Origin of the sequence: Shimia marina (assembly GCF_001458175.1) — a bacterium.
GTDB classification, from domain to species: Bacteria; Pseudomonadota; Alphaproteobacteria; order Rhodobacterales; family Rhodobacteraceae; genus Shimia; species Shimia marina.
The window spans coordinates 78,763-99,186 of the sequence record NZ_CYPW01000001.1; the positions used below are offsets into that span (position 1 = coordinate 78,763).

Below are 20,424 nucleotides of genomic sequence, written 5' to 3' on the forward strand. Positions count from 1 at the left end.
GCTCCTTAGTGCGACGCGGCTTGGTCAACGGACGCGCCGTGAGCCAATGCGGTTTCATAGTTAGAAATCAGGTTTTCAACCGATGTGTGGATGATGTCCGTGATCAGTGAGGGGTAGACCCCCAGGATCAGGGTCATGGCCACCAGCGGAGCAAAGATCATCTTTTCACGGCTGGTCATGTCGGTGATCGATTTCAGGCTTTCCTTGATCAGATCGCCAAAGACCACGCGGCGGTAGAGATACAGCGCATAGGCCGCCGAGAAGATCACCCCAGCCGTGGCCACCAGTGCCACCCATGTGTTGACCTGGAACACGCCCATCAGCGTCAGGAACTCCCCAACAAAGCCGGAAGTGCCCGGCAGGCCGACATTGGCCATGGTGAAGAACATGAAGATGGTTGCATAGGCTGGCATGCGGGTCACAAGGCCGCCATAGGCGTCGATGTCACGGGTGTGCATCCGGTCATAGATCACACCCACACAGAGGAAGAGCGCGCCGGAAATGAAGCCGTGGCTCAGCATCTGGAAGATCGCGCCATCAATGCCCTGTTGGTTGGCGGCAAAGATGCCCATGGTCACATAGCCCATATGCGCCACCGAAGAATAAGCAATCAGCTTTTTCATGTCTTCCTGCACCAGTGCCACCAGCGAGGTGTAGACAATAGCGATTGCAGACATCCACAGGATCAGCGGCGTCATGACCTCTGATCCAATTGGGAACATGGGCAGGCTGAAGCGCAGGAAGCCATAGCCGCCCATCTTCAGCAAAATCGAGGCCAGAACCACCGAGCCCGCAGTTGGGGCCTGAACGTGGGCATCGGGCAACCATGTGTGCACCGGCCACATCGGCATTTTCACCGCAAAAGAGGCGAAGAAGGCCAGGAACATCAGGGTCTGCACGCCACCAATCACCGTGAAGCCCAGAACATGCATGGTGTCGGATGCAAATTCATGGGTCATGAGTGTTGGAATGTCGGTGGTCCCCGCCTGAACAAACATCGCGACCATCGCCACCAGCATCAGCACCGAGCCAAGGAAGGTATAAAGAAAGAATTTGAAGGAGGCATAGATGCGGTTTGCGCCGCCCCAGATGCCGATGATCAGGAACATCGGGATCAGGCCTGCCTCAAAGAACAGGTAGAACAGCACCAGATCCAGCGCCATGAACACGCCCAGCATCAGGGTTTCCAGAAGCAGGAAGGCAATCATATATTCTTTGACGCGCTTGGTGACGCCCCAAGAGCCCCAGATCACCAAAGGCATGATGAAGGTGGTCAGCATCACAAAGAGCACCGAGATGCCATCAACCCCCATTTTATAGGTCATGCCCATGACCCATTCGCGTTCTTCCACAAACTGGAAGCCCGGATTGGAGGGATCAAAGCCCGCAAGAATAAACAGCGACACAAGGAATGTGATCACTGTGGTGGTCAGAGCGACGCGTTTGGCATTGCGCTGTGCCATCTCATCTTCGCCGCGCAGGAAGATCACAAGGATCAGCGCTGCAAACGTCGGCAAGAAGGTGACAAGGGAGAGCAAGCTGTCGTTCATTAGTGCGCTCCTCCGCTGAGCGTCATCCATGTGATCAGCACAACGATGCCGAGGACCATGGCCAGTGCATAGGTAAAGATGTAGCCGGACTGTGCGCGGCCCGCCAATTTGGTGACCCAGGGCACAATGCCCATGGCGAGACCGTTGATGCCGCCGTCAATGACGTCACCATCGCCGCGCTTCCAAAGGAAACGTCCCAAAGCCTGCGCCGGGCGGACAAAGATGAAATTGTAGATCTCGTCAAAGTACCATTTGTTGAGCAGGAAGAGGTACAGCGGACGCTGGCTCTCTGCCCATTTGGCCGGCATGGACGGGTTCCAGATGTAGAACCACAGCGCCATCACAAGGCCTGAGAGCATTGCGATGAACGGGCTGACCTTGACCCATGTTGGCACGTAATGCGCATCGTGCATGACGTGGTTGTCCGGGTGGGTGAAGATCGCCCCTTTGGGGGCCTCGCCGTGATGTGCCATGGCCACAGCCGCATGCGCCGGATCGTCATGTTTGGCCGCGTGATCCTCATCCCAATGCGCGTCATGAGAATGATCGTCTTGCTTGGCCTCGGCATGATCGTCTTTGTGACCCTCCGCATGGTCTTCGCTGTGCTCTGCATGATGCGCAGGCACGCCGTAGAACTTGTTGACCTGATCATGATCACCAAAGAAGGAGCCATACCAGATCATGCCTGCAAAGATCGCCCCAAGTGAGAGCACCCCCAGCGGGATCAGCATGACCATCGGGCTTTCATGGGCGTGATCATGGGTGTGTTTGTTGCCACGTGGCTCGCCATAGAAGGTGAGGAAGATCAAACGCCAGCTGTAGAAGCTGGTGAGCGCGGCCGCCACAACCAGCATCCAGAAGCCATAGCCTCCGGCAGTGCCCGCATAGGCGCTTTCGATCACGGCGTCTTTGGACAGGAAACCGGCAAAGCCAATATGCGTGAGCGGGATACCCACACCGGTGATGGCCAGGGTGCCGATCATCATCGCCCAGAAGGTATAGGGGATCTTCTTACGCAGACCGCCGTAGTTGCGCATGTCCTGCTCGTGGTGCATCGCGTGGATCACAGAGCCTGCGCCAAGGAAGAGCATCGCTTTGAAGAAGGCGTGCGTGAAGAGGTGGAACATCGCCACGGAATAAACGCCGACACCTGCCGCCACAAACATGTAGCCCAGCTGAGACATGGTTGAATAGGCGATCACACGTTTGATGTCGTTTTGCACCAGACCGATGGTGGCGGCCACAAAGGCCGTGGAGGCACCAAGGAAAACGATGAAGGCTTTGGTGTCGCCAGCATATTCCATCAGCGGCGACATGCGCGACACAAGGAAGACACCGGCGGTCACCATGGTTGCCGCGTGGATCAGAGCGGAGACCGGGGTCGGGCCTTCCATCGCGTCCGGCAACCATGTGTGCAGGAAGAGTTGGGCCGATTTGCCCATCGCGCCAATGAAGAGCAGGAAGGCCAGCAGGTTGGCCGCATTCCAATCACGCCACAGGAAGGTGATGGTCATATCCGCCAGCGCCGGGGCGGCAGCAAAGATGTCATCGAACTTGATGCTGTCGGTCAGCATATAGATGCCAAAGATGCCCAGCAGGAAACCAAAATCGCCCACACGGTTGACCACGAATGCTTTCATCGCGGCCGCATTGGCCGAAGGTTTCTTGTAGTAAAAGCCAATCAGCAGGTAGGAGGCCACACCCACACCTTCCCAGCCAAAGAACATCTGAAGCAGGTTGTCGGCCGTCACCAGCATCAGCATGGTAAAGGTGAAGAAAGAGAGATAGGCGAAGAAGCGCGCCTTGTAGTGCTCGCCCTCTTTCCAGTTCTCATCATGGGCCATGTAGCCCATGGAATAGAGATGCACGAGGGCGGAGACCGATGTCACAACGATCAGCATGATCGCGGTCAGACGGTCCACGCGAATGGACCAGGCGGTGTCCAGGTGGCCGGATTGGATGAAGTCCAGAACATGCACCTGTTTGACCTGTTCGGCATCCAGACCGATGAAGACGATCCAGCTCAGGAAACAGGACCAGAACAACAGACCGGTGGTGAGCCATTGTGCGCCTTTTTCGCCAATCACCCGCCAGCCGAAGCCTGCGACCAGAGCGCCGAAAAGCGGCGCGAAGAGGATGAAGCTTTCCATGATCGCTTAGCCTTTCATCACGTTGACATCTTCCACCGCGATGGTGCCGCGGTTGCGGAAGAAGGAGACGAGGATGGCCAGACCGATGGCAGCTTCTGCGGCGGCCACAGTCATCACGAAGAGCGCGAAGACCTGCCCGACCAGATCGTCGAGGAATGCCGAGAAGGCCACAAGGTTGATGTTCACAGACAGCAGAATAAGTTCAATCGACATCAACAGAATGATGATGTTCTTCCGGTTCAGGAAGAGGCCGAAAATGCCGATGACGAAAAGCGCTGCCGCCACGCCTAGGTAGTGTTCCAAACCAATCATATTTGGTCCCTCGGTTCTTTTTATCTCTTCCGGGGGGCTTACAGCCCCTGCCCCGGTTTTACGTCTTTCAGTTCCATCGCGTCTTTGGGATCGCGCCACATTTGCTGCAGCACGTCCTGACGTTTGATGTCTTTGCGGTGGCGCAGGGTCAGCACGATCGCCCCGATCATCGCAACCAGCAGGATCAGACCCGCCAGTTGGAAGAGCAGGAAGTATTGATCATAGAGGATCAGACCCAGAGCCTGCGTGTTGTGGGCATCGGTGGGGGTGACAGCACCGCGCAGGGCCTGCGCCTCATCGGCAAATTGCCAGACGCCAAAGGCCATGCCCAGTTGCATGAGCAGGATCACCCCGATCAGCAGCGCGAGCGGCATATATTGTGCCATACCTGCCTTAAGTTCGGCGAAGTCCACATCCAGCATCATCACCACAAAAAGGAAGAGCACGGCCACGGCCCCGACATAGACGATGATCAGAAGCATCGCCACAAACTCTGCCCCCAACAGTACAAAAAGCCCCGCCGCGCTCAGGAACGCGAGAATAAGCCAGAGCACCGAGTGCACCGGGTTGCGGCTGATGACGGTGAAAAACCCGCCGGTGATCACGCAGATCGAAAACAGCCAGAACGCAAGAGCTGCGATGGTCATGTGTCACTTCCCTCTTTTTCCGCCAGAACCTCCTGCACAATTTCCATTGCGCGGGTGGTGGCGGGGATACCTGCGAACATCGACATCTGTCCGATGGTTTCCACGATTTCTTGTTTTGTGGCTTCCACTTCGATCAGGTGCCGAATGGTGAGCCGAATTTGAGAATCTGCCTGAGCGCCCAGCATGGTCAGCGCGCCCAAGGTCAGCAGCAGGCGGGTCTTGGCATCAAGCCCACCCTGATTGATGGTGTTGCCAAAGAACATCTCCATGACGTCTTTGGGCATGGTGGGCCAGAGCGCCTCAAACCCTTTGGGCGTGAAGGATTCCAGCGCAGGATTGAAGGCTTTGGCCATCTCCTGATACTGGGCGAACATCGCCTGATAGGGATTTTTGCTGTCGCTCATCGGGTCTCACTCTTTACTGAGGCATCAACGGTACGGGGCGTCGATTTCCAGGTTGCGTGCGATCTCTGCTTCCCAACGTGCGCCATTCTCCAAGAGCTTGGCCTTGTCATAGAACAGTTCTTCGCGGGTTTCGGTCGCAAATTCGAAATTTGGGCCTTCGACAATCGCATCCACCGGGCAGGCCTCCTGGCAGAAGCCGCAATAGATGCATTTGGTCATGTCGATGTCATAACGCGTGGTGCGGCGGGAGCCATCTTCGCGGGGTTCTGCATCAATGGTGATGGCTTGCGCCGGGCAGATCGCCTCACAGAGCTTACAGGCAATGCAGCGCTCTTCGCCGTTTGGGTAACGGCGCAGGGCATGTTCACCACGGAAGCGCGGCGACAGCGGGCCTTTTTCATGTGGGTAGTTCACAGTGGCCTTGGGTTTAAAGAAATACTTCATGCCCAGTTTGAAGCCACCGATGAAATCCTTCAGCAGGAAGTAGCCGGCGGCACGTTTGTAGTCGATTGCCGTCATATCAGCCTCCAATCGCCCAGCGGGCATATGCGCCGCCGAAGAGTTCGAATTTTGCAAGGAAAGACACCAGCACAACCCAGATCAGGGACATGGGCAGGAAGACTTTCCAGCCAATGCGCATCAGTTGGTCGTAGCGGTAGCGCGGGGTGATTGCCTTCACCATCGAGAAGATGAAGAAGACAAAGCAGATCTTAGCCAGCATCCAGAAAATGCCATCAGGCAAGAAGTTCACCGGGGACAGCCAGCCACCAAGGAACAGCAGGGACACCAGCGCGCACATCAGCACGATGGCCACATATTCGCCGATCATGAACAGCAGGAAGGGCGTGGAACTGTATTCCACCTGATAGCCGGCCACCAGTTCGGATTCCGCTTCGGGCAAGTCAAACGGGGGGCGGTTGGTCTCGGCCATGGCGGAAATCAGGAAGAGGAACAGCATTGGGAAATGCGGCAGCCAGTACCAGCTCAACGCACCATAGTTGCCATCCTGTGCGTTGACGATGTCACCAAAGTTCATCGAGCCGGTGGTGATGATCACACCGATGATGATCAGGCCCAGCGAGACCTCATAAGAGATCATCTGTGCCGCAGAGCGCAGCGAGCCAAGAAAGGGGTATTTGGAGTTGGAGGCCCAGCCGCCCATGATCACGCCATAGACTTCAAGCGAGCTGATCGCCATGACATAGAGAATGGCCACGTTGAGATCAGAGACCACCCAGCCATCGTTGAAAGGAATCACCGCCCAAGCGATCAGAGCCATCACGAGGCTCACCATTGGGGCGAGCAGGAAGACCACTTTGTCAGAGCCCGCCGGATACACGATCTCTTTCACCGCATATTTCACGAAGTCGGCGAAACTCTGTAGCAGGCCAAAGGTGCCCACGACGTTGGGGCCACGGCGCAGCTGCACGGCGGCCCAGATCTTACGGTCGGCATAAAGCAGGAAAGCCAGCGCGACCAGAAGCGGCACGACAACCAGCAGCACCTGCCCAAGTGTCAGGAGGAAGATGCCGAGGTATGTGGTGGTAAAGAATTCAGTCATGGGTCCTCACACCGTGGGTATTCCGTTGTCTTCGCAGTCTGCGACAACGACTTCTGCGTCAATTGTCTTCAGACCACGCGGCAGCGCGGGGGAGATGGTATAGACCGCATCTCCACTCCAGAGGCCACCTTGATTATCTGTTGTTGTGCGCACATGGCGCGCAAAACCGAAGCCGCGGATCAGCGCGTATTGCGCCGCGGCACATTCAGCGTAGTCATGCACATCTTCTGCATCCCGCGCGCCGCTCATGGCGACGCGGAAATTCACCAAATCCCCTTCCAAAAGGCGGGTTTCCACGCCTTCGTAGATGGGATCAAACGCGACTTCGCCGCGCGCCACCTCCCCGCCGGTCTGCGCCGTGCAGGCCGAGAGCCCGGCCAGAGCGACTGGAGCAAGCAGGATATGACGGAAAGACAGAGACATGTTCTTGATTATTCCGCCGCCATCTTGGTTTCGGACCGCGCTTTGGCCGCTGCGGCGAGCTCTGCCATCAGCGCGCTGGCGCGTGCGATTGGATTGGTCAGATAGAAGTCGGAGACCGCAGATTTGAAATCACCGTTTTTCAGCTTGGCAGGTTCCAGCGGCTGCCATTCATTTTCCACAACCTGATCGATCTGTTTGAGGTGCGGCACCTCTTTCACCAGCGCCTGACGCAGCTGCGCCAGCGAGTCATAAGCCAACGTGGCACCCAGCTCTGCGCTCAATGCGCGCAGGATGGCCCAGTTTTCTTTGGCCTGCCCCGGTGCGAAGCCTGCGCGCATGGCCAACTGTGGGCGTCCTTCTGTATTTACGAACAGTCCGTTTTCTTCGGTATAAGCTGCGGCTGGCAGGATCACATCGGCGCGGTTTGCGCCACGATCGCCATGGCTGCCTTGGTAGATCACAAACGGCCCTTTGGCGATGTCCACTTCATCCGCGCCAAGGTTGAAGATCACCTCAGCCCCCTCGGTGGCGACGTCCAGACCACCAGAGGTCACCGCGCCCAGATCAAGCGCACCAACACGGGACGCCGCGGTGTGCAGCACCAGCATTTTGCCGCCCATCTTTTCGGTGGCCGCCATGGCGTTGCTCAGCACGGCCACGCCGTCCCCTTCGCCAATCGCGCCCTGCCCCACGATCACGATGACACCCTCTTTGGTGGCGGAATCATCAACCAGCGCGCCAAGGGCTGCGCGATCTGCGCCAGCGTGCGTGTAGTCATAGGTCAGATCCATGGTGCCATCACCAATCACGGTGACATTGGCCCCTTTGCTCCAGGCCTTGCGAATGCGCGCGTTCAGAACCGGCGCTTCGTTGCGCGGATTGGTGCCAATCAGGATGATCTCTTTGGCACCCTCAATGTCTTCGATGGAGGCGTTGCCCACATAAGCAGAGCGGTTGTCCGCCGGAATAGGCGCGCCATTGGTGCGGCTTTCAATGGCCCCACCGAGCCCTTCGACAATCTGTTTCAGCGCAAAGATCGCTTCGACTGGCGCAAGATCCCCGACCAACGCGGCCAGTTTCTTGCCTTTCATGGCTGTGGCAGCAGCAGAGAGCGCCTCGCCCCAGGTTGCGGGCTTCAGCTTGCCATCGACACGCACATAAGGCGTGTCCAGACGCTGACGGCGCAGGCCGTCCCAGACAAAACGGGTTTTGTCCGAAATCCACTCTTCGTTCACGCCGTCATGGTTGCGCGGCAGAATGCGCATAACTTCGCGGCCCTTGGTGTCCACGCGGATGTTGGAGCCAAGCGCATCCATCACGTCGATGGTTTCCGTCTTGGTCAACTCCCAAGGACGGGCGGTGAAGCTGTAAGGCTTGGAGGTCAGCGCGCCCACCGGGCAGAGATCAATGATGTTGCCCTGCAGGTTGCTGTCCAGAGTCTGGTTCAGGTAGCTGGTGATCTCCGCATCTTCGCCACGACCGGTTTGCCCCATCTGAGTGATGCCGGCCACCTCGGTGGTGAAACGCACACAGCGGGTGCAGGAAATGCAGCGGGTCATGGTTGTGGCCACCAGCGGGCCGAGGTTGAGATCATCCACCGCACGTTTGGGCTCTTTGAAGCGGTTTTCGCTTATGCCATAGGCCATGGCCTGATCCTGAAGATCACACTCGCCACCCTGATCGCAGATCGGGCAATCCAGCGGGTGGTTGATCAGCATGAATTCCATCACACCTTCGCGTGCTTTTTTGACCATGGGGGAGCTGGTTTTCACCACCGGCGGTTGACCCTCTGGCCCCGGGCGCAGATCGCGCACCTGCATGGCGCAGGAGGCGGCGGGCTTGGGCGGCCCGCCGACAACTTCCACAAGACACATCCGGCAGTTGCCTGCGATCGACAGGCGCTCGTGGTAGCAGAAACGCGGGATTTCGACCCCGGCCTGTTCGCAGGCCTGGATCAAGGTCATTGCGCCCTCTACCTCGACTTCTTGCTCGTCGATGATGATTTTGCGGAGGTCAGACATGCTCACTTCGCCCTCAAATACACGCCGATCTGGCTGTTTCGTTCGATTTCTATCCGCCCGAGCGCACAGAATGTTTCGGGATCGTCGTAAGACGCGCCCTTATGCTTGAAATAGGCCTCACCACGGGCACGCATACGCGCCTTTTCGGTGTCAGACCTCATATAGCTTTTGATTTCTTCGTCGCTGTAGCCCAACTGACGGGCCTTGCGGATCAAGCCCCAGCCATCAGAGAGCCCCTTGACGGTGCGCGCATCAATACTGTCGCAGACTTCGGAAATTTCAAAAGCGACCAGCGCCCAGTAAAGCGGATCGTCAATCTCTTTGACCTCCCGCAGAGGGGGATTGGCCAGCGCCATGCTGCCAGTCAAAATGGCGGATACCAGAACGGCAGACATCAACGGTTTCATGCGGACACTCCTTTTGCATTGGCAAAGCAAGTCTTTGCCGCGCTCAGGTGGGACGCAGGACGCGCTGATAGGCAATAACAACCGGGGTATGTCAGATAACAGGTCACGGACGACAGAACCCCTCGAGTTGAATTTTGTCATCCACAGGAATGAGCCCTTCGCTTTCAGGGCCAACAACCCACTCCACATTGGAGGTGCCATATTCACTGATGCAGTATTTGACCGCCTCATGGGCCCCGGCCTGACGCGCACCGTTCAGGCTTTGGTTGACGCGAGACACAGAGACCGTGAAGTGATCACGCGCATCCTTGCTGACTTCTTTGGCCTTGGCCTTGAAGACAAAACCGTCGAAAGCGACGGAGGTGCGCTTGTTGCGGAAACTATCGCGGAAGCCCTCACCGCATGCCGAAAGCGCTGTGGCTGCGACAAGCAGCACCGCGATAGAGGCTGGCGACAAACGCTGGCTGTTTACGATAGTTCTGATCATGGTCTTGGATTACTCCGCTGCAATGGCGCTTTTGCGCCCGGTTTTATTGGCTTTGATCCGGTCCTCGATCTCATCGCGGAAGTTGCGGATCAGGCCCTGAATTGGCCAGGCCGCCGCATCGCCAAGCGCGCAGATCGTGTGGCCTTCAACCTGTTTGGTCACATCCCAAAGCATGTCGATCTCTTCGATCTCTGCTTCGCCTTTCACCAGACGATCCATCACGCGCATCATCCAACCGGTGCCTTCGCGACACGGGGTACACTGACCACAGCTTTCGTGTTTGTAGAATTTGGACAGACGCCAGATCGCTTTGACGATGTCGGTCTGCTTGTCCATGACAATCACCGCAGCCGTTCCCAGGCCAGAGCCAAGGTCGTTGCGCAGATAGTCAAAATCCATGATCGCATCGCGCATGTTTTCGCCACGCACACAAGGCACGGAGGAGCCACCGGGGATCACCGCCAGCAGATTGTCCCAGCCGCCGCGAATGCCGCCGCAGTGCTTCTCTATCAGTTCCTCAAAGGAGATCGACATCTCCTCTTCGACCACACAGGGATTGTTCACATGGCCGGAAATACCGAAGAGTTTGGTGCCTGCATTGTTGGGGCGACCAAAGCTTGCAAACCACTCGCCGCCGCGCCGCAGGATGGTCGGCACGACTGCGATGGATTCCACATTGTTCACCGTGGTCGGGCAGCCATAAAGACCTGCGCCCGCCGGGAAGGGTGGCTTCATGCGGGGCATGCCTTTTTTGCCCTCAAGGCTTTCCAGCAGAGCGGTTTCTTCACCACAGATATAGGCCCCTGCCCCGTGGTGCAGGAACAGGTCAAAATCCCAGCCGGAGCCCGCTGCGTTTTTGCCCAGAAGACCCGCATCATAAGCTTCATCAATGGCTGCCTGCAGCGCCTCGCGTTCGCGGATGTACTCGCCGCGGATGTAGATGTAGCAGGTATGCGCATTCATCGCGAAAGAGGCAATCAACGCCCCTTCGATCAGCGTATGCGGATCGTGGCGCATGATTTCGCGGTCTTTACAGGTGCCGGGCTCGGATTCATCGGCGTTGATCACCAGATAGGCCGGACGGCCATCGCTTTCCTTGGGCATGAAGGACCACTTCAGGCCGGTCGGGAAGCCCGCACCACCGCGCCCACGCAGGCCAGAGGCCTTCATGGTGTCGATGATCTTGTCACGCCCCTCTTGGATCAGCTTTGCGGTGCCATCCCAATGACCACGCGCCTTTGCACCTGCCAATGTACGGTCATGCATGCCGTAGAGGTTGGTAAAGATACGGTCTTGATCTTGGAGCATCCCGTTACCCTTTGTCTTCCTGACGCGCGCGCCAAATTCTGAATATCAACACCAAGGCGAAGACAAACCCCGCCAAAGCGATCAGATCGAGCAGGGCCCGCGTGCGCTCTGGCAGCGCAAGCCATTCCCCGATCACAATGGCTGCAATCCAGAACAACCCCGTGCCTGCGATCACCAGAGCCGCAAAGCGCCCCTGTTTGGCAGTGGGAGAGTTCTGAAAATCAGCCGCCATGGATTAATCCTCGTACACGTCGCCCTTGGCGACTTTCTTTGAGAATTCGGTCTCTTCGCCAGCGGCAAGGAGTTTGGCCTGTTCGACCCAGCCGTCCCGTTCAATGCGGCCCTTGAAGGAGAGCTTGTCATCCATTTCTGCAATGTCGTCAGCCCCCCATGCTGCGATCTGTGCAAAAGATGTCACGCCAGCATCGTGGAGTTTCTTCTCCAATGCAGGGCCAACACCTTTCAGCTTTTTCAGATCATCAGAGCCTTCAGAGACCTCTGGCGCAGATTTTGCCGCCTTTGGCGCATCCGCTTTTTTGGCTTCTTCCGCCTGTTTCACAGCCGGTTTGGGCGCGGGCGCAGGTTTGGGTGGCTGGCCTTCGGCGGCACGGCCTGCAACCACACCGTCCTTGCCCACCCATGGGGTCAGGATTGGCACTTCGGTGCCGTCAATGCGCTTGATGCTGTCGCCAATGTCGGTCGCCAGTTGCACGGAGGCATTGTATTGCGTCTTGCCGCTGTCATGGTCCGTCAGGCTGGTCAGGCCGGCAAGCGGCTCGGAGGCGTAACGGCCATTCTGTGGACCCGGCGTGGGCACCTTGCCTGCGGCCATCTCATCCAGCATCTTGGCAAAGCCTTCGGCGGTCAGATCCTCAAAATAGTCTTTGCCGATCTGTGCCATGGGGGCGTTGGTGCAGGCCCCGAGACATTCGACCTCTTCCCAAGAGAATTTGCCATCTGCCGAAAGTTCATGCGGCTTGGCAGCGATTTTATCTTTGCAGACCGCGATCAGATCTTCTGCGCCGCAGATCATGCAGGAGGTGGTGCCGCAGATCTGAATATGGGCCACAGAGCCCACTGGCTGCAGCTGGAACATGAAGTAGAAGGATGCCACCTCAAGCACGCGCATATAGGCCATGCCAAGCATGTCGGCGACGGCCTCAATCGCGGGCTTGGACAGCCAGCCTTCCTGTTCCTGCGCGCGCCACAAAAGCGGGATCACGGCAGAGGCCTGACGGCCTTCGGGATATTTGGTGATCTGGCCTTCCGCCCAAGTCTGGTTGGCGGCGGTGAAAGCAAAGCTTTCGGGCTGTTCGTGATACAAACGGCGCAGCATTAGCGGTCGATCTCCCCAAACACGATGTCCATGGTGCCAATGATGGCGGCAACGTCAGCAAGCTGGTGGCCGGTGGCGATGTGATCCATCGCCTGCAGGTGCAGATAGCCCGGCGCGCGCAGCTTGGCGCGGTAGGGTTTGTTGGTGCCATCCGCCACCATATAGACGCCAAATTCGCCTTTGGGCGCTTCGACAGCGGCGTAGACTTCACCGGCAGGCACGTGGAAGCCTTCGGTGTAAAGCTTGAAGTGGTGGATCAGGCTTTCCATCGAGGTTTTCATATCGCCGCGTTTGGGCGGGGTCAGCTTGCCGCGCGACAGCACATCGCCGGTGGCTTCGCGCAGTTTCACGATGGCCTGACGCATGATGCTGACCGACTGGCGCATCTCTTCCATGCGCATCAGGTAGCGGTCATAACAGTCGCCGTTTTTGCCAACCGGAATCTGGAATTCAAACTCGTTGTAGCACTCATAAGGCTGCGCGCGGCGCAGATCCCATGCCATGCCCACAGAGCGCGCCATCACACCGGACATGCCATAATCAAGCACGTCTTTTTCGGTGACCACACCAATGTCCACATTGCGCTGTTTGAAAATCCGGTTTTCGGTCAGCAGGTCATCAATGTCCTGGATGACCTCTGGGAACTCGATGGCCCATTCTTCGATATCATCCACCAGCTTGTCCGGCAGATCCTGATGGACACCACCGGGGCGGAAATAGTTGGCGTGCAGACGCGCACCACAGGCGCGCTCATAGAACACCATGAGCTTTTCACGCTCTTCAAACCCCCAGAGCGGCGGGGTCAGCGCGCCGACGTCCATCGCCTGTGTGGTGATGTTCATCAGGTGGTTCAGCACACGGCCAATTTCGCAGAACAGCACGCGAATGAGCTGGGCGCGGCGCGGCACCTCTGTGCCGGTCAGTTTTTCAATCGCCAGACACCATGCATGTTCCTGGTTCATCGGCGCCACATAATCGAGGCGGTCGAGATAGGGCAGGTTTTGCAGATAAGTGCGGCTTTCCATCAGCTTTTCGGTGCCACGGTGCAACAGGCCGACGTGCGGGTCGCAACGCTCAACGATCTCGCCATCCAGCTCCAGCACCAGACGCAGCACGCCGTGGGCCGCTGGGTGCTGCGGGCCGAAGTTGATGTTGAAGTTGCGGATCTTCTGTTCGCCGCTCAGCGCATCCACGCTGCCGTCGTCAAATTTGGAGCCGTCCATCATTTGTCTACTCCCTGTGTCCCTTTGGCCGGAAACCGATGATCCACAGCCACACGATCACTGCTGGCGGAAAGGCTGCGCTGAGCGCCCACCACTTTGAATATCCGACGCGCGGCAAAATCCGCCAAAGAGGTATGGCGGCCAATACCAATGCTACGGAAGCCAGTTGCGTAATTTGTATCGAAATTTCTAGCCACAGCATTGCCAGTTGGGCAGCAGACATGCGCATTGGAGTCACCACAAACTGATCTAATGGCTGAATTTCCAATTGATACTCCCATCACTTGTCTACACCGGTTTTCTCGTCACCGGGCAGGATATAGTTGGCCCCTTCCCATGGCGACATGAAATCAAACTGGCGATAGTCCTGTGTGAGCTGCACAGGCTCATAGACCACGCGCTTCTGCACTTCGTCATAGCGCACTTCGGTGTAGCCGGTGGTCGGGAAATCCTTGCGCAGCGGGTGGCCACGGAAGCCATAATCGGTCAGCAGGCGGCGCAGGTCCGGGTGATCGGAGAAGATGATGCCGAACATGTCAAAGACTTCGCGCTCAAACCAGTTGGCAGAGGGGTGCACCGGCACAATCGAGGGCACCATTTCATCTTCGCGCACAGACACACGCAGGCGCACGCGCTGGTTCTGGAACATGCTGAGGAAGTGATAGACCACATCAAACCGTTTCGCACGCTCTGGGTAGTCTACAGCCGTCACATCCACCAGAGTGGAAAACCGGCAGGTTGCATCGGTTTTCAGGAAGGACACAAACGGCGCGATGTTGGCCGGGGCCACATCAATTGTCAGCTCGTCAAACGCCACATCCCAGCCAATGACACAATCCGGACGCTTGAGTTCAATGTAAGCGCCAAGTTCTTTGAGGTCTTCGCTCATCTTTCAATGGTCCCCGTGCGGCGAATTTTGCGTTGCAGCTGCAACAGACCATAAAGCAGGGCTTCGGCGGTCGGAGGGCAACCGGGCACGTAGATGTCGACAGGCACAATACGGTCACAACCGCGCACCACAGAATAGCTGTAGTGATAATAGCCGCCGCCATTGGCACAAGAGCCCATCGAGATCACATAGCGTGGCTCTGGCATCTGGTCATAGACCTTGCGCAATGCAGGTGCCATTTTGTTGGTGAGCGTACCTGCCACGATCATCACATCAGACTGACGTGGGGAAGCGCGTGGAGCGATGCCAAAACGCTCTGCATCATAGCGCGGCATGGAGGTGTGCATCATCTCAACCGCGCAGCAGGCCAGACCAAAGGTCATCCAGTGCAGAGAGCCGGTACGGCCCCAGTTGATCAGATCTTCGGCATTGGTCAGCAGGAACCCTTTGTCCTGCAACTCAGTATTCAGCGCCTGAGTGACAACTTCCTTGTCCACACCAGCGGTATTTGCGCCCGTCATCACTCCCATTCCAAGGCCCCTTTCTTCCATTCATAGGCAAAGCCAATGGTCAGGACAGCGAGGAACACCATCATGGACCAGAAGCCGATCATCGAGACATCTTTGAAGGCCACCGCCCAGGGGAACAGGAAGGCAATTTCGAGATCGAAGATGATGAAAAGGATGGAAACGAGGTAGAACCGGACGTCAAATTTCATACGCGCGTCATCAAATGCGTTGAAACCACATTCGTAGGCAGACACTTTTTCCGGATCAGGATGGCGAACGGCCAGAACCACGGCTGCGAGGATGAAGACCAGTCCAAGACCTATGGCGACGGCCATGAAGACGAGAATGGGGAAATATTCCCTGAGTATCTCTTCCAAAGGTAGCTCCTTTCATGCCCGCATCTGCGGCGCAGTCAAATGGCTGTAAAGGCTCTCTGCGGGTTTACTCCCGCCCCTTGCCGGGGTCAATAATTCCCGCGATATTTTAGATGGGTATAAAATTGGTTAATATTGTTTATTTTCAAAGCATTAAGCCAATTTCACAAAGACGTGCGTCAATCGGCCAACCAGTTTTTTTGTACCGTCCCCCTTGAATACTGGACATTATGTCTTTGATTCCACGTCCTGCGCTTTTTCCGACTAAAATAGTCATATTAGCGACTCTCCCGATGCATTTCTGCAATGCCTCTCCCGACAGAAACGCGGCAACGCTCAATTTCCGCTCTGCGCATTGTCGCGCGACCACCACCACAGGATGAAAGCAGCTTACTCGCAATAGCTTACCCCATAAAGAAACCGCGACCACCCAGTGTAGGGTGATCGCGGCGGGAAGACCTAACATCGCATTGCAGCTCAGTTGAGCGCAGCAGGGTCCGCGCAGTTTCTTGCAAAAATGCGGCCTATCGCGCCCAGGACGGCTTTTCCTTATTGAAAAACGCCTGAATGCCATCTTGGGCCTCCTGCCCTTCCCAACAGGCCACCAATTCCCCAATGGTGTGATCAATCACCGCATCATCGATGCGCGGGCCCAGCGTGCGCGCAAGGGTTTTGGCGCGCGCCACAGCCTGTGGCGCGCAGGACAGATAAGGCTGCACTTCCGCCTCAACGGCCGCGTCCAGCGTCTCGGAAGAGACGGCTTTGGCCAAAAGCCCCAAAGTCACCGCTTCGGCGGCACCAAACAGGCGCGCAGACATAAACACGCGCCGCGCCATGGCCTCTCCCATACGCGACAGAACATAAGGACCGATGGTGGCCGGGATGAGACCCAGTCTGGTTTCGGTCAATCCCATGGTCAAACTGTCCATGCCAATGGCCACGTCACAGACGCTGGCCAGCCCAACACCGCCGCCAAACGCATTGCCCTGCAGCCGGCCGATCAACGGCTTTGGCAAGGTGTTCAGAGCCTGCAAGGCCTCCGCCAGTTTGCGCGCCTCTATAAAGCGCGTTTTTGCATCGGCGGCCATCTGAGCTTGCATCCAGCCCAGATCCCCGCCTGCACAAAAGCTCTTGCCCGCGCCAGTCAGTACAACCACACGCACAGTCTCATCCGCGCCCAGCGCCTGTGCTGCTGCTTTCAACTCCACGATCATCTGGCCGGACATGGCATTGTGCTTTTCGGGACGGTTCAGGGTGAGAGTGGCAACACCCCGGTCATCCATGTCAATCAAAAGTGTCTCATAAGTCACTGGTGGTGTTCCTTATCTTTAAAGAGTGGGCAAACTGCGCATGTTGCGTGCCAGATCTGCGGCCTGTGCGAGGACATCGCCATCAAGCCCGGTACTATAGCCCAAGGTCGTCAGCCGCCCATGCACCGCTTCTGTGGCAACATTGCCCGCAGCTCCCGGCGCATAGGGGCATCCCCCTAGCCCGCCGACAGCCGCATCAAACACCCGCAGCCCGTGATCAAGGGAGGCTTCGATATTGGCCAGCGCCCGTCCAGACGTGTCGTGATAATGCCCGGCCAACCGGTCTGCTGGAACGTGATCCAGTACCGCTTCAAGCATTGCGGTGATGGTTTCAGGTGTCCCCTGCCCGATGGTGTCTCCAAGGCTGACTTCATAGCAGCCCACCTCATGCAGATGCTGTGCCACCTTTGCCACCGCCTGTGGGGGGGTTGGCCCATCGTAGGGGCAATCGGTGACACAGCTGACGTAGCCGCGCACCGGGAGGCCAATCTCTTTGGCCGCCGCGACAATGGGAGCAAAACGCTCAAAACTCTCTGCGATTGTTGCGTTGATATTGGCCTTGGAAAACCCTTCAGAGGCGGAGCCGAAGATCGCAATTTCATCCGCCTTGGCGGCAACGGCTCCCTCAAAACCACGCATATTGGGCGTCAGCGCCGCATAGTGCACCCCGTCATGTCGACAGATGCCTGCAAGGACGTCGGCACTGTCCGCCATCTGCGGCACCCATTTCGGGCTGACAAAGCTGGCGACCTCAATACGGCGAAACCCGGCGCGGCTGAGACAGTCGACCAGTGCGATTTTCTCCGCCGTGGGGATCTGACGTTTTTCATTCTGTAACCCATCACGCGGGCCCATTTCAAAAATCTCAACGCGGGATGCCATGGGTCAGGCTCCTTCCGGCACGGGGTAAAAATCCTGCGTGTAGAACTCCTGTTCGCCATCTTTGGCACGGGCCGCCACATAGGCTGGACGCGCAGCAATGCGGTCGCGATAGGCACATAGCTTTGGAAACTCTGCGAGATCCACATAGTAAGGTGCAGCAAAGAGATTGAACCCCATCATGATGTCCGCTGCCGAAAATCCTTGCGCCAAAAGGAACTCCTGATCGCCGAGCAGGCTTTCCAGCGCGCCCAGCGTGGCGTGCAACCGCATGGTGGTGAGCTTGATGACCGTTGGGGAGGCCTGCGCCGGGTCACGCAGAAACACATGCGACATGTTCAACTGTTCCAGCAGAGACGCCTGAGTTTCGGCAAAATGCACCATTTGCAAATACCGCGCGCGGTCGGGCGTGCCGGGCAAAGCGGCCAAGCCAGCCTCTGGATGGGTTTCGGCAAGATATTCAACGATTGCGCCGCTTTCAAAGAGGCACATCCCGTCAATTTCCAGCGCAGGCACACGCCCTGCGGGACTGAGTGCGCGCATGTCCGGCTGGCGCATGGTGCCTGCGCGGATGCTGTGCATGACAATCTGTGCAGAAAGCCCCAGCTCTTCTAACAGCCAGAGCACCCGAAAGGAGCGTGAAAAGGGGACGTGATGCAGCGTGATGCTCATGCGTCTTCCTCTTCTTCCAGCAGGATCAGCGCCGTGCCATCTTCCACTTGCGCCCCTTCAGCAACCACAACATCCGCCACGACACCATCGCGGGGAGCCAGCATGGCGTGTTCCATCTTCATGGCTTCCAAAATGGCAAGACGATCCCCCTGGGTCACCTCTTGCCCCGCAACGGCGAAGACCGCCTTCACAAGCCCCGGCATCGGCGCAACAATCGTGTTGCCACCGGCCCCGACATCCTCTTCTCGCTCAAGCGGATCCACCACCACAAAGCGGTATCCATTGCCCCAGAACACCGTCAGTTCTGCACCGTCGCGAGCCGTACGGGCGGTGACCTTGGTGCCCTCCACCCACCAGCTCCCGCCCCGGAACGTGACGCGATGTGTCGCATCCTCAAGGGCAACCAGATACTCTGCGGTGTCGGTCACCGTGACATCCACCGAAAAGGGCACATCATTGTGGATCAGGGACAGGCTATGGGTCAGAGAAGACCACAGAACCAGCGTCTCGGCCGGCGCAGATCCATCCAGTGGCCGCAACCCCAAAGCTGTCAGCGCCGCCACCGCACGGGCTTTGGAACAGGCCGTTGGCTGGGTTGCGAGTGCGTCCATGTGGCGCTCGATCAAGCCGGTGTCCACGCGCCCGGCGGCAAAATCTTCCTGCGCGGCCAAAAGCGCCAGAAAGCTGACGTTGGTGACCGTGCCGCCCACATCCGTGTGGCGCAGCGCATGTTCGAGCTGTTTGAGCGCCATAGCCCGGGTTGGCCCATGCACCACAAGCTTGGCAATCATCGGATCGTACCATGGGCTGATCGTGTCGGCGGCGCGCACACCACTGTCGATGCGCGCATCCTGTGGGAACGCAAGGTGGGACAGGGTGCCGGTTGCGGGCAAAAAGCCCTTGGGCACATCTTCGGCATAGATCCGGGCCTCAAAGGCATGCCCTGTGATGCTGAGCGCCTCTTGCGTTTTGGGCAGAGGCTCGCCTGCGGCCACCCGCAATTGCCACTCGACAAGATCCACACCGGTGATCATCTCGGTCACGGGATGTTCGACCTGAAGGCGGGTGTTCATTTCCATGAACCAGAACCCATCGGGCCGCAGACCATCGCTGCCATCCACGATAAACTCAATGGTGCCTGCCCCTTTGTAGCCAATGGCCTCGGCCGCCCGCACTGCTGCTTCCCCCATGGCGGCGCGCATCGCCTCTGTCATGCCCGGTGCGGGCGCTTCCTCGATCACCTTCTGGTGCCGACGCTGCAAAGAGCAGTCGCGTTCAAACAGATGCACCGCCTCTGTGCCATCGCCAAACACCTGCACCTCAATATGGCGGGGGCTGGTGACAAATTTCTCGATCAGCACATCGGGATTGCCGAAGGCTGTGGTGGCCTCCCCCTGCGCGCTGGCCAGCGCATCCGCAAATTCAGCAGGCTCTTGCACAAGCCGCATGCCTTTGCCGCCGCCGCCCGCAACCGCCTTGATCAGAACAGGGTAGCCGATTTCTGCAGCCTGCTCTGCCAGAAACGCACCGTCCTGATTGGTGCCGTGATAGCCAGGCACCACCGGCACATTGGCCTCTTCCATCAAGGCTTTGGCCGCATCTTTGAGGCCCATCGCACGGATCGCGCTGGCGGAAGGGCCAATGAACGTAAGCCCTGCGGCCTCAACAGCCTCCACAAACTCAGGGTTTTCCGACAGGAAACCATAGCCCGGGTGGATGCCCTGCGCGCCGGTATCCAGCGCCGCCTGAATGATCACATCCCCTTTGAGATAGCTCTCTGCCGGTGCTGCACCGCCGATGTGCACGGCCTGATCGGCCAGCGCCACATGTTTGGCGGTGGCATCCGCATCAGAGTAGACGGCGACGGTTTTCACGCCCATGGCACGGGCGGTCTCCATCACGCGGCAGGCGATTTCGCCGCGATTGGCAATCAGAATTTTATCAAACATCGGGCGCATCCTT

General features: G+C 57.8%; 23 protein-coding genes. All 23 read right to left on the reverse strand.

Features of this window, described 5'->3' with window-relative positions:
• Positions 1–5 precede the first annotated feature (5 nt).
• The 23 genes from SHM7688_RS00370 to SHM7688_RS00480 all read right to left on the reverse strand — a co-directional run bounded on the left by SHM7688_RS00370 (position 6) and on the right by SHM7688_RS00480 (position 20,411).
• On the reverse strand, positions 6–1,580 hold the full coding sequence (locus tag SHM7688_RS00370) for an NADH-quinone oxidoreductase subunit M (RefSeq protein ID WP_058238040.1): 1,575 nt from the start codon (positions 1,578–1,580) through the stop codon (positions 6–8).
• The gene (gene nuoL, locus SHM7688_RS00375) at positions 1,550–3,700 is read right to left on the reverse strand and encodes an NADH-quinone oxidoreductase subunit L (RefSeq protein WP_058238041.1); all 2,151 of its coding nucleotides are present in this window, start codon (positions 3,698–3,700) and stop codon (positions 1,550–1,552) included. Before nuoL ends, SHM7688_RS00370 begins: the two co-directional genes overlap by 31 nt.
• Positions 3,701–3,706: 6 nt before the next feature.
• Positions 3,707–4,012, reverse strand: coding sequence for an NADH-quinone oxidoreductase subunit NuoK (gene nuoK, locus SHM7688_RS00380; RefSeq protein ID WP_058238042.1), 306 nt, complete (start codon positions 4,010–4,012; stop codon positions 3,707–3,709).
• A gap of 38 nt (positions 4,013–4,050) precedes the next feature.
• Positions 4,051–4,659, reverse strand: a complete 609-nt coding sequence (locus SHM7688_RS00385; protein ID WP_058238043.1) for an NADH-quinone oxidoreductase subunit J — start codon at positions 4,657–4,659, stop codon at positions 4,051–4,053.
• On the reverse strand, positions 4,656–5,063 hold the full coding sequence (locus SHM7688_RS00390; protein WP_058238044.1) for a carboxymuconolactone decarboxylase family protein: 408 nt from the start codon (positions 5,061–5,063) through the stop codon (positions 4,656–4,658). Before SHM7688_RS00390 ends, SHM7688_RS00385 begins: the two co-directional genes overlap by 4 nt.
• A gap of 24 nt (positions 5,064–5,087) precedes the next feature.
• On the reverse strand, positions 5,088–5,582 hold the full coding sequence (gene nuoI, locus SHM7688_RS00395; RefSeq protein ID WP_058238141.1) for an NADH-quinone oxidoreductase subunit NuoI: 495 nt from the start codon (positions 5,580–5,582) through the stop codon (positions 5,088–5,090).
• A gap of 1 nt (position 5,583) precedes the next feature.
• Positions 5,584–6,624: an NADH-quinone oxidoreductase subunit NuoH gene (gene nuoH / locus SHM7688_RS00400; RefSeq protein WP_058238045.1), complete on the reverse strand. Its 1,041-nt coding sequence runs from the start codon at positions 6,622–6,624 to the stop codon at positions 5,584–5,586.
• A 6-nt stretch (positions 6,625–6,630) separates the two neighbouring features.
• A complete protein-coding gene (locus tag SHM7688_RS00405; protein WP_058238046.1) occupies positions 6,631–7,047 on the reverse strand; it encodes a YNQ4 family lipoprotein in 417 nt (138 codons plus the stop codon).
• A gap of 8 nt (positions 7,048–7,055) precedes the next feature.
• Entirely contained in the window at positions 7,056–9,068 is a 2,013-nt protein-coding gene (gene nuoG, locus SHM7688_RS00410; protein WP_058238047.1) for an NADH-quinone oxidoreductase subunit NuoG, read from the reverse strand.
• A gap of 2 nt (positions 9,069–9,070) precedes the next feature.
• A complete protein-coding gene (locus SHM7688_RS00415; RefSeq protein ID WP_058238048.1) occupies positions 9,071–9,475 on the reverse strand; it encodes a DUF5333 domain-containing protein in 405 nt (134 codons plus the stop codon).
• Between the two features lie 103 nt (positions 9,476–9,578).
• A complete protein-coding gene (locus tag SHM7688_RS00420) occupies positions 9,579–9,962 on the reverse strand; it encodes a hypothetical protein (RefSeq protein ID WP_144432443.1) in 384 nt (127 codons plus the stop codon).
• 9 nt (positions 9,963–9,971) lie between these two features.
• Entirely contained in the window at positions 9,972–11,270 is a 1,299-nt protein-coding gene (nuoF, locus tag SHM7688_RS00425) for an NADH-quinone oxidoreductase subunit NuoF (protein WP_058238050.1), read from the reverse strand.
• Between the two features lie 4 nt (positions 11,271–11,274).
• A complete protein-coding gene (locus SHM7688_RS00430; RefSeq protein WP_058238051.1) occupies positions 11,275–11,502 on the reverse strand; it encodes a DUF5337 domain-containing protein in 228 nt (75 codons plus the stop codon).
• A gap of 3 nt (positions 11,503–11,505) precedes the next feature.
• On the reverse strand, positions 11,506–12,606 hold the full coding sequence (gene nuoE / locus SHM7688_RS00435) for an NADH-quinone oxidoreductase subunit NuoE (RefSeq protein ID WP_058238052.1): 1,101 nt from the start codon (positions 12,604–12,606) through the stop codon (positions 11,506–11,508).
• Complete coding sequence (locus tag SHM7688_RS00440) at positions 12,606–13,829, reverse strand: NADH-quinone oxidoreductase subunit D (protein WP_188128129.1); 1,224 nt, start codon at positions 13,827–13,829, stop codon at positions 12,606–12,608. The genes nuoE and SHM7688_RS00440 overlap by 1 nt, the downstream gene beginning before the upstream one ends.
• A gap of 7 nt (positions 13,830–13,836) precedes the next feature.
• The gene (locus tag SHM7688_RS00445; RefSeq protein WP_144432444.1) at positions 13,837–14,097 is read right to left on the reverse strand and encodes a hypothetical protein; all 261 of its coding nucleotides are present in this window, start codon (positions 14,095–14,097) and stop codon (positions 13,837–13,839) included.
• Between the two features lie 12 nt (positions 14,098–14,109).
• A complete protein-coding gene (locus SHM7688_RS00450; RefSeq protein ID WP_058238055.1) occupies positions 14,110–14,718 on the reverse strand; it encodes an NADH-quinone oxidoreductase subunit C in 609 nt (202 codons plus the stop codon).
• Entirely contained in the window at positions 14,715–15,248 is a 534-nt protein-coding gene (locus tag SHM7688_RS00455; protein WP_188128126.1) for a NuoB/complex I 20 kDa subunit family protein, read from the reverse strand. The genes SHM7688_RS00450 and SHM7688_RS00455 overlap by 4 nt, the downstream gene beginning before the upstream one ends.
• Entirely contained in the window at positions 15,239–15,604 is a 366-nt protein-coding gene (locus SHM7688_RS00460) for an NADH-quinone oxidoreductase subunit A (protein ID WP_058238057.1), read from the reverse strand. The genes SHM7688_RS00455 and SHM7688_RS00460 overlap by 10 nt, the downstream gene beginning before the upstream one ends.
• Before the next feature lie 521 nt (positions 15,605–16,125).
• Entirely contained in the window at positions 16,126–16,911 is a 786-nt protein-coding gene (locus tag SHM7688_RS00465) for a crotonase/enoyl-CoA hydratase family protein (RefSeq protein WP_223229259.1), read from the reverse strand.
• Positions 16,912–16,929: 18 nt separating this feature from the next.
• Positions 16,930–17,793 (reverse strand): hydroxymethylglutaryl-CoA lyase, encoded by an 864-nt coding sequence (locus SHM7688_RS00470; protein ID WP_058238059.1) that lies wholly within the window; start codon positions 17,791–17,793, stop codon positions 16,930–16,932.
• A 3-nt stretch (positions 17,794–17,796) separates the two neighbouring features.
• Positions 17,797–18,462: a glutathione S-transferase family protein gene (locus tag SHM7688_RS00475; RefSeq protein WP_058238060.1), complete on the reverse strand. Its 666-nt coding sequence runs from the start codon at positions 18,460–18,462 to the stop codon at positions 17,797–17,799.
• A complete protein-coding gene (locus tag SHM7688_RS00480; protein WP_058238061.1) occupies positions 18,459–20,411 on the reverse strand; it encodes an acetyl/propionyl/methylcrotonyl-CoA carboxylase subunit alpha in 1,953 nt (650 codons plus the stop codon). The genes SHM7688_RS00475 and SHM7688_RS00480 overlap by 4 nt, the downstream gene beginning before the upstream one ends.
• Between the last annotated feature and the right edge of the window lie 13 nt (positions 20,412–20,424).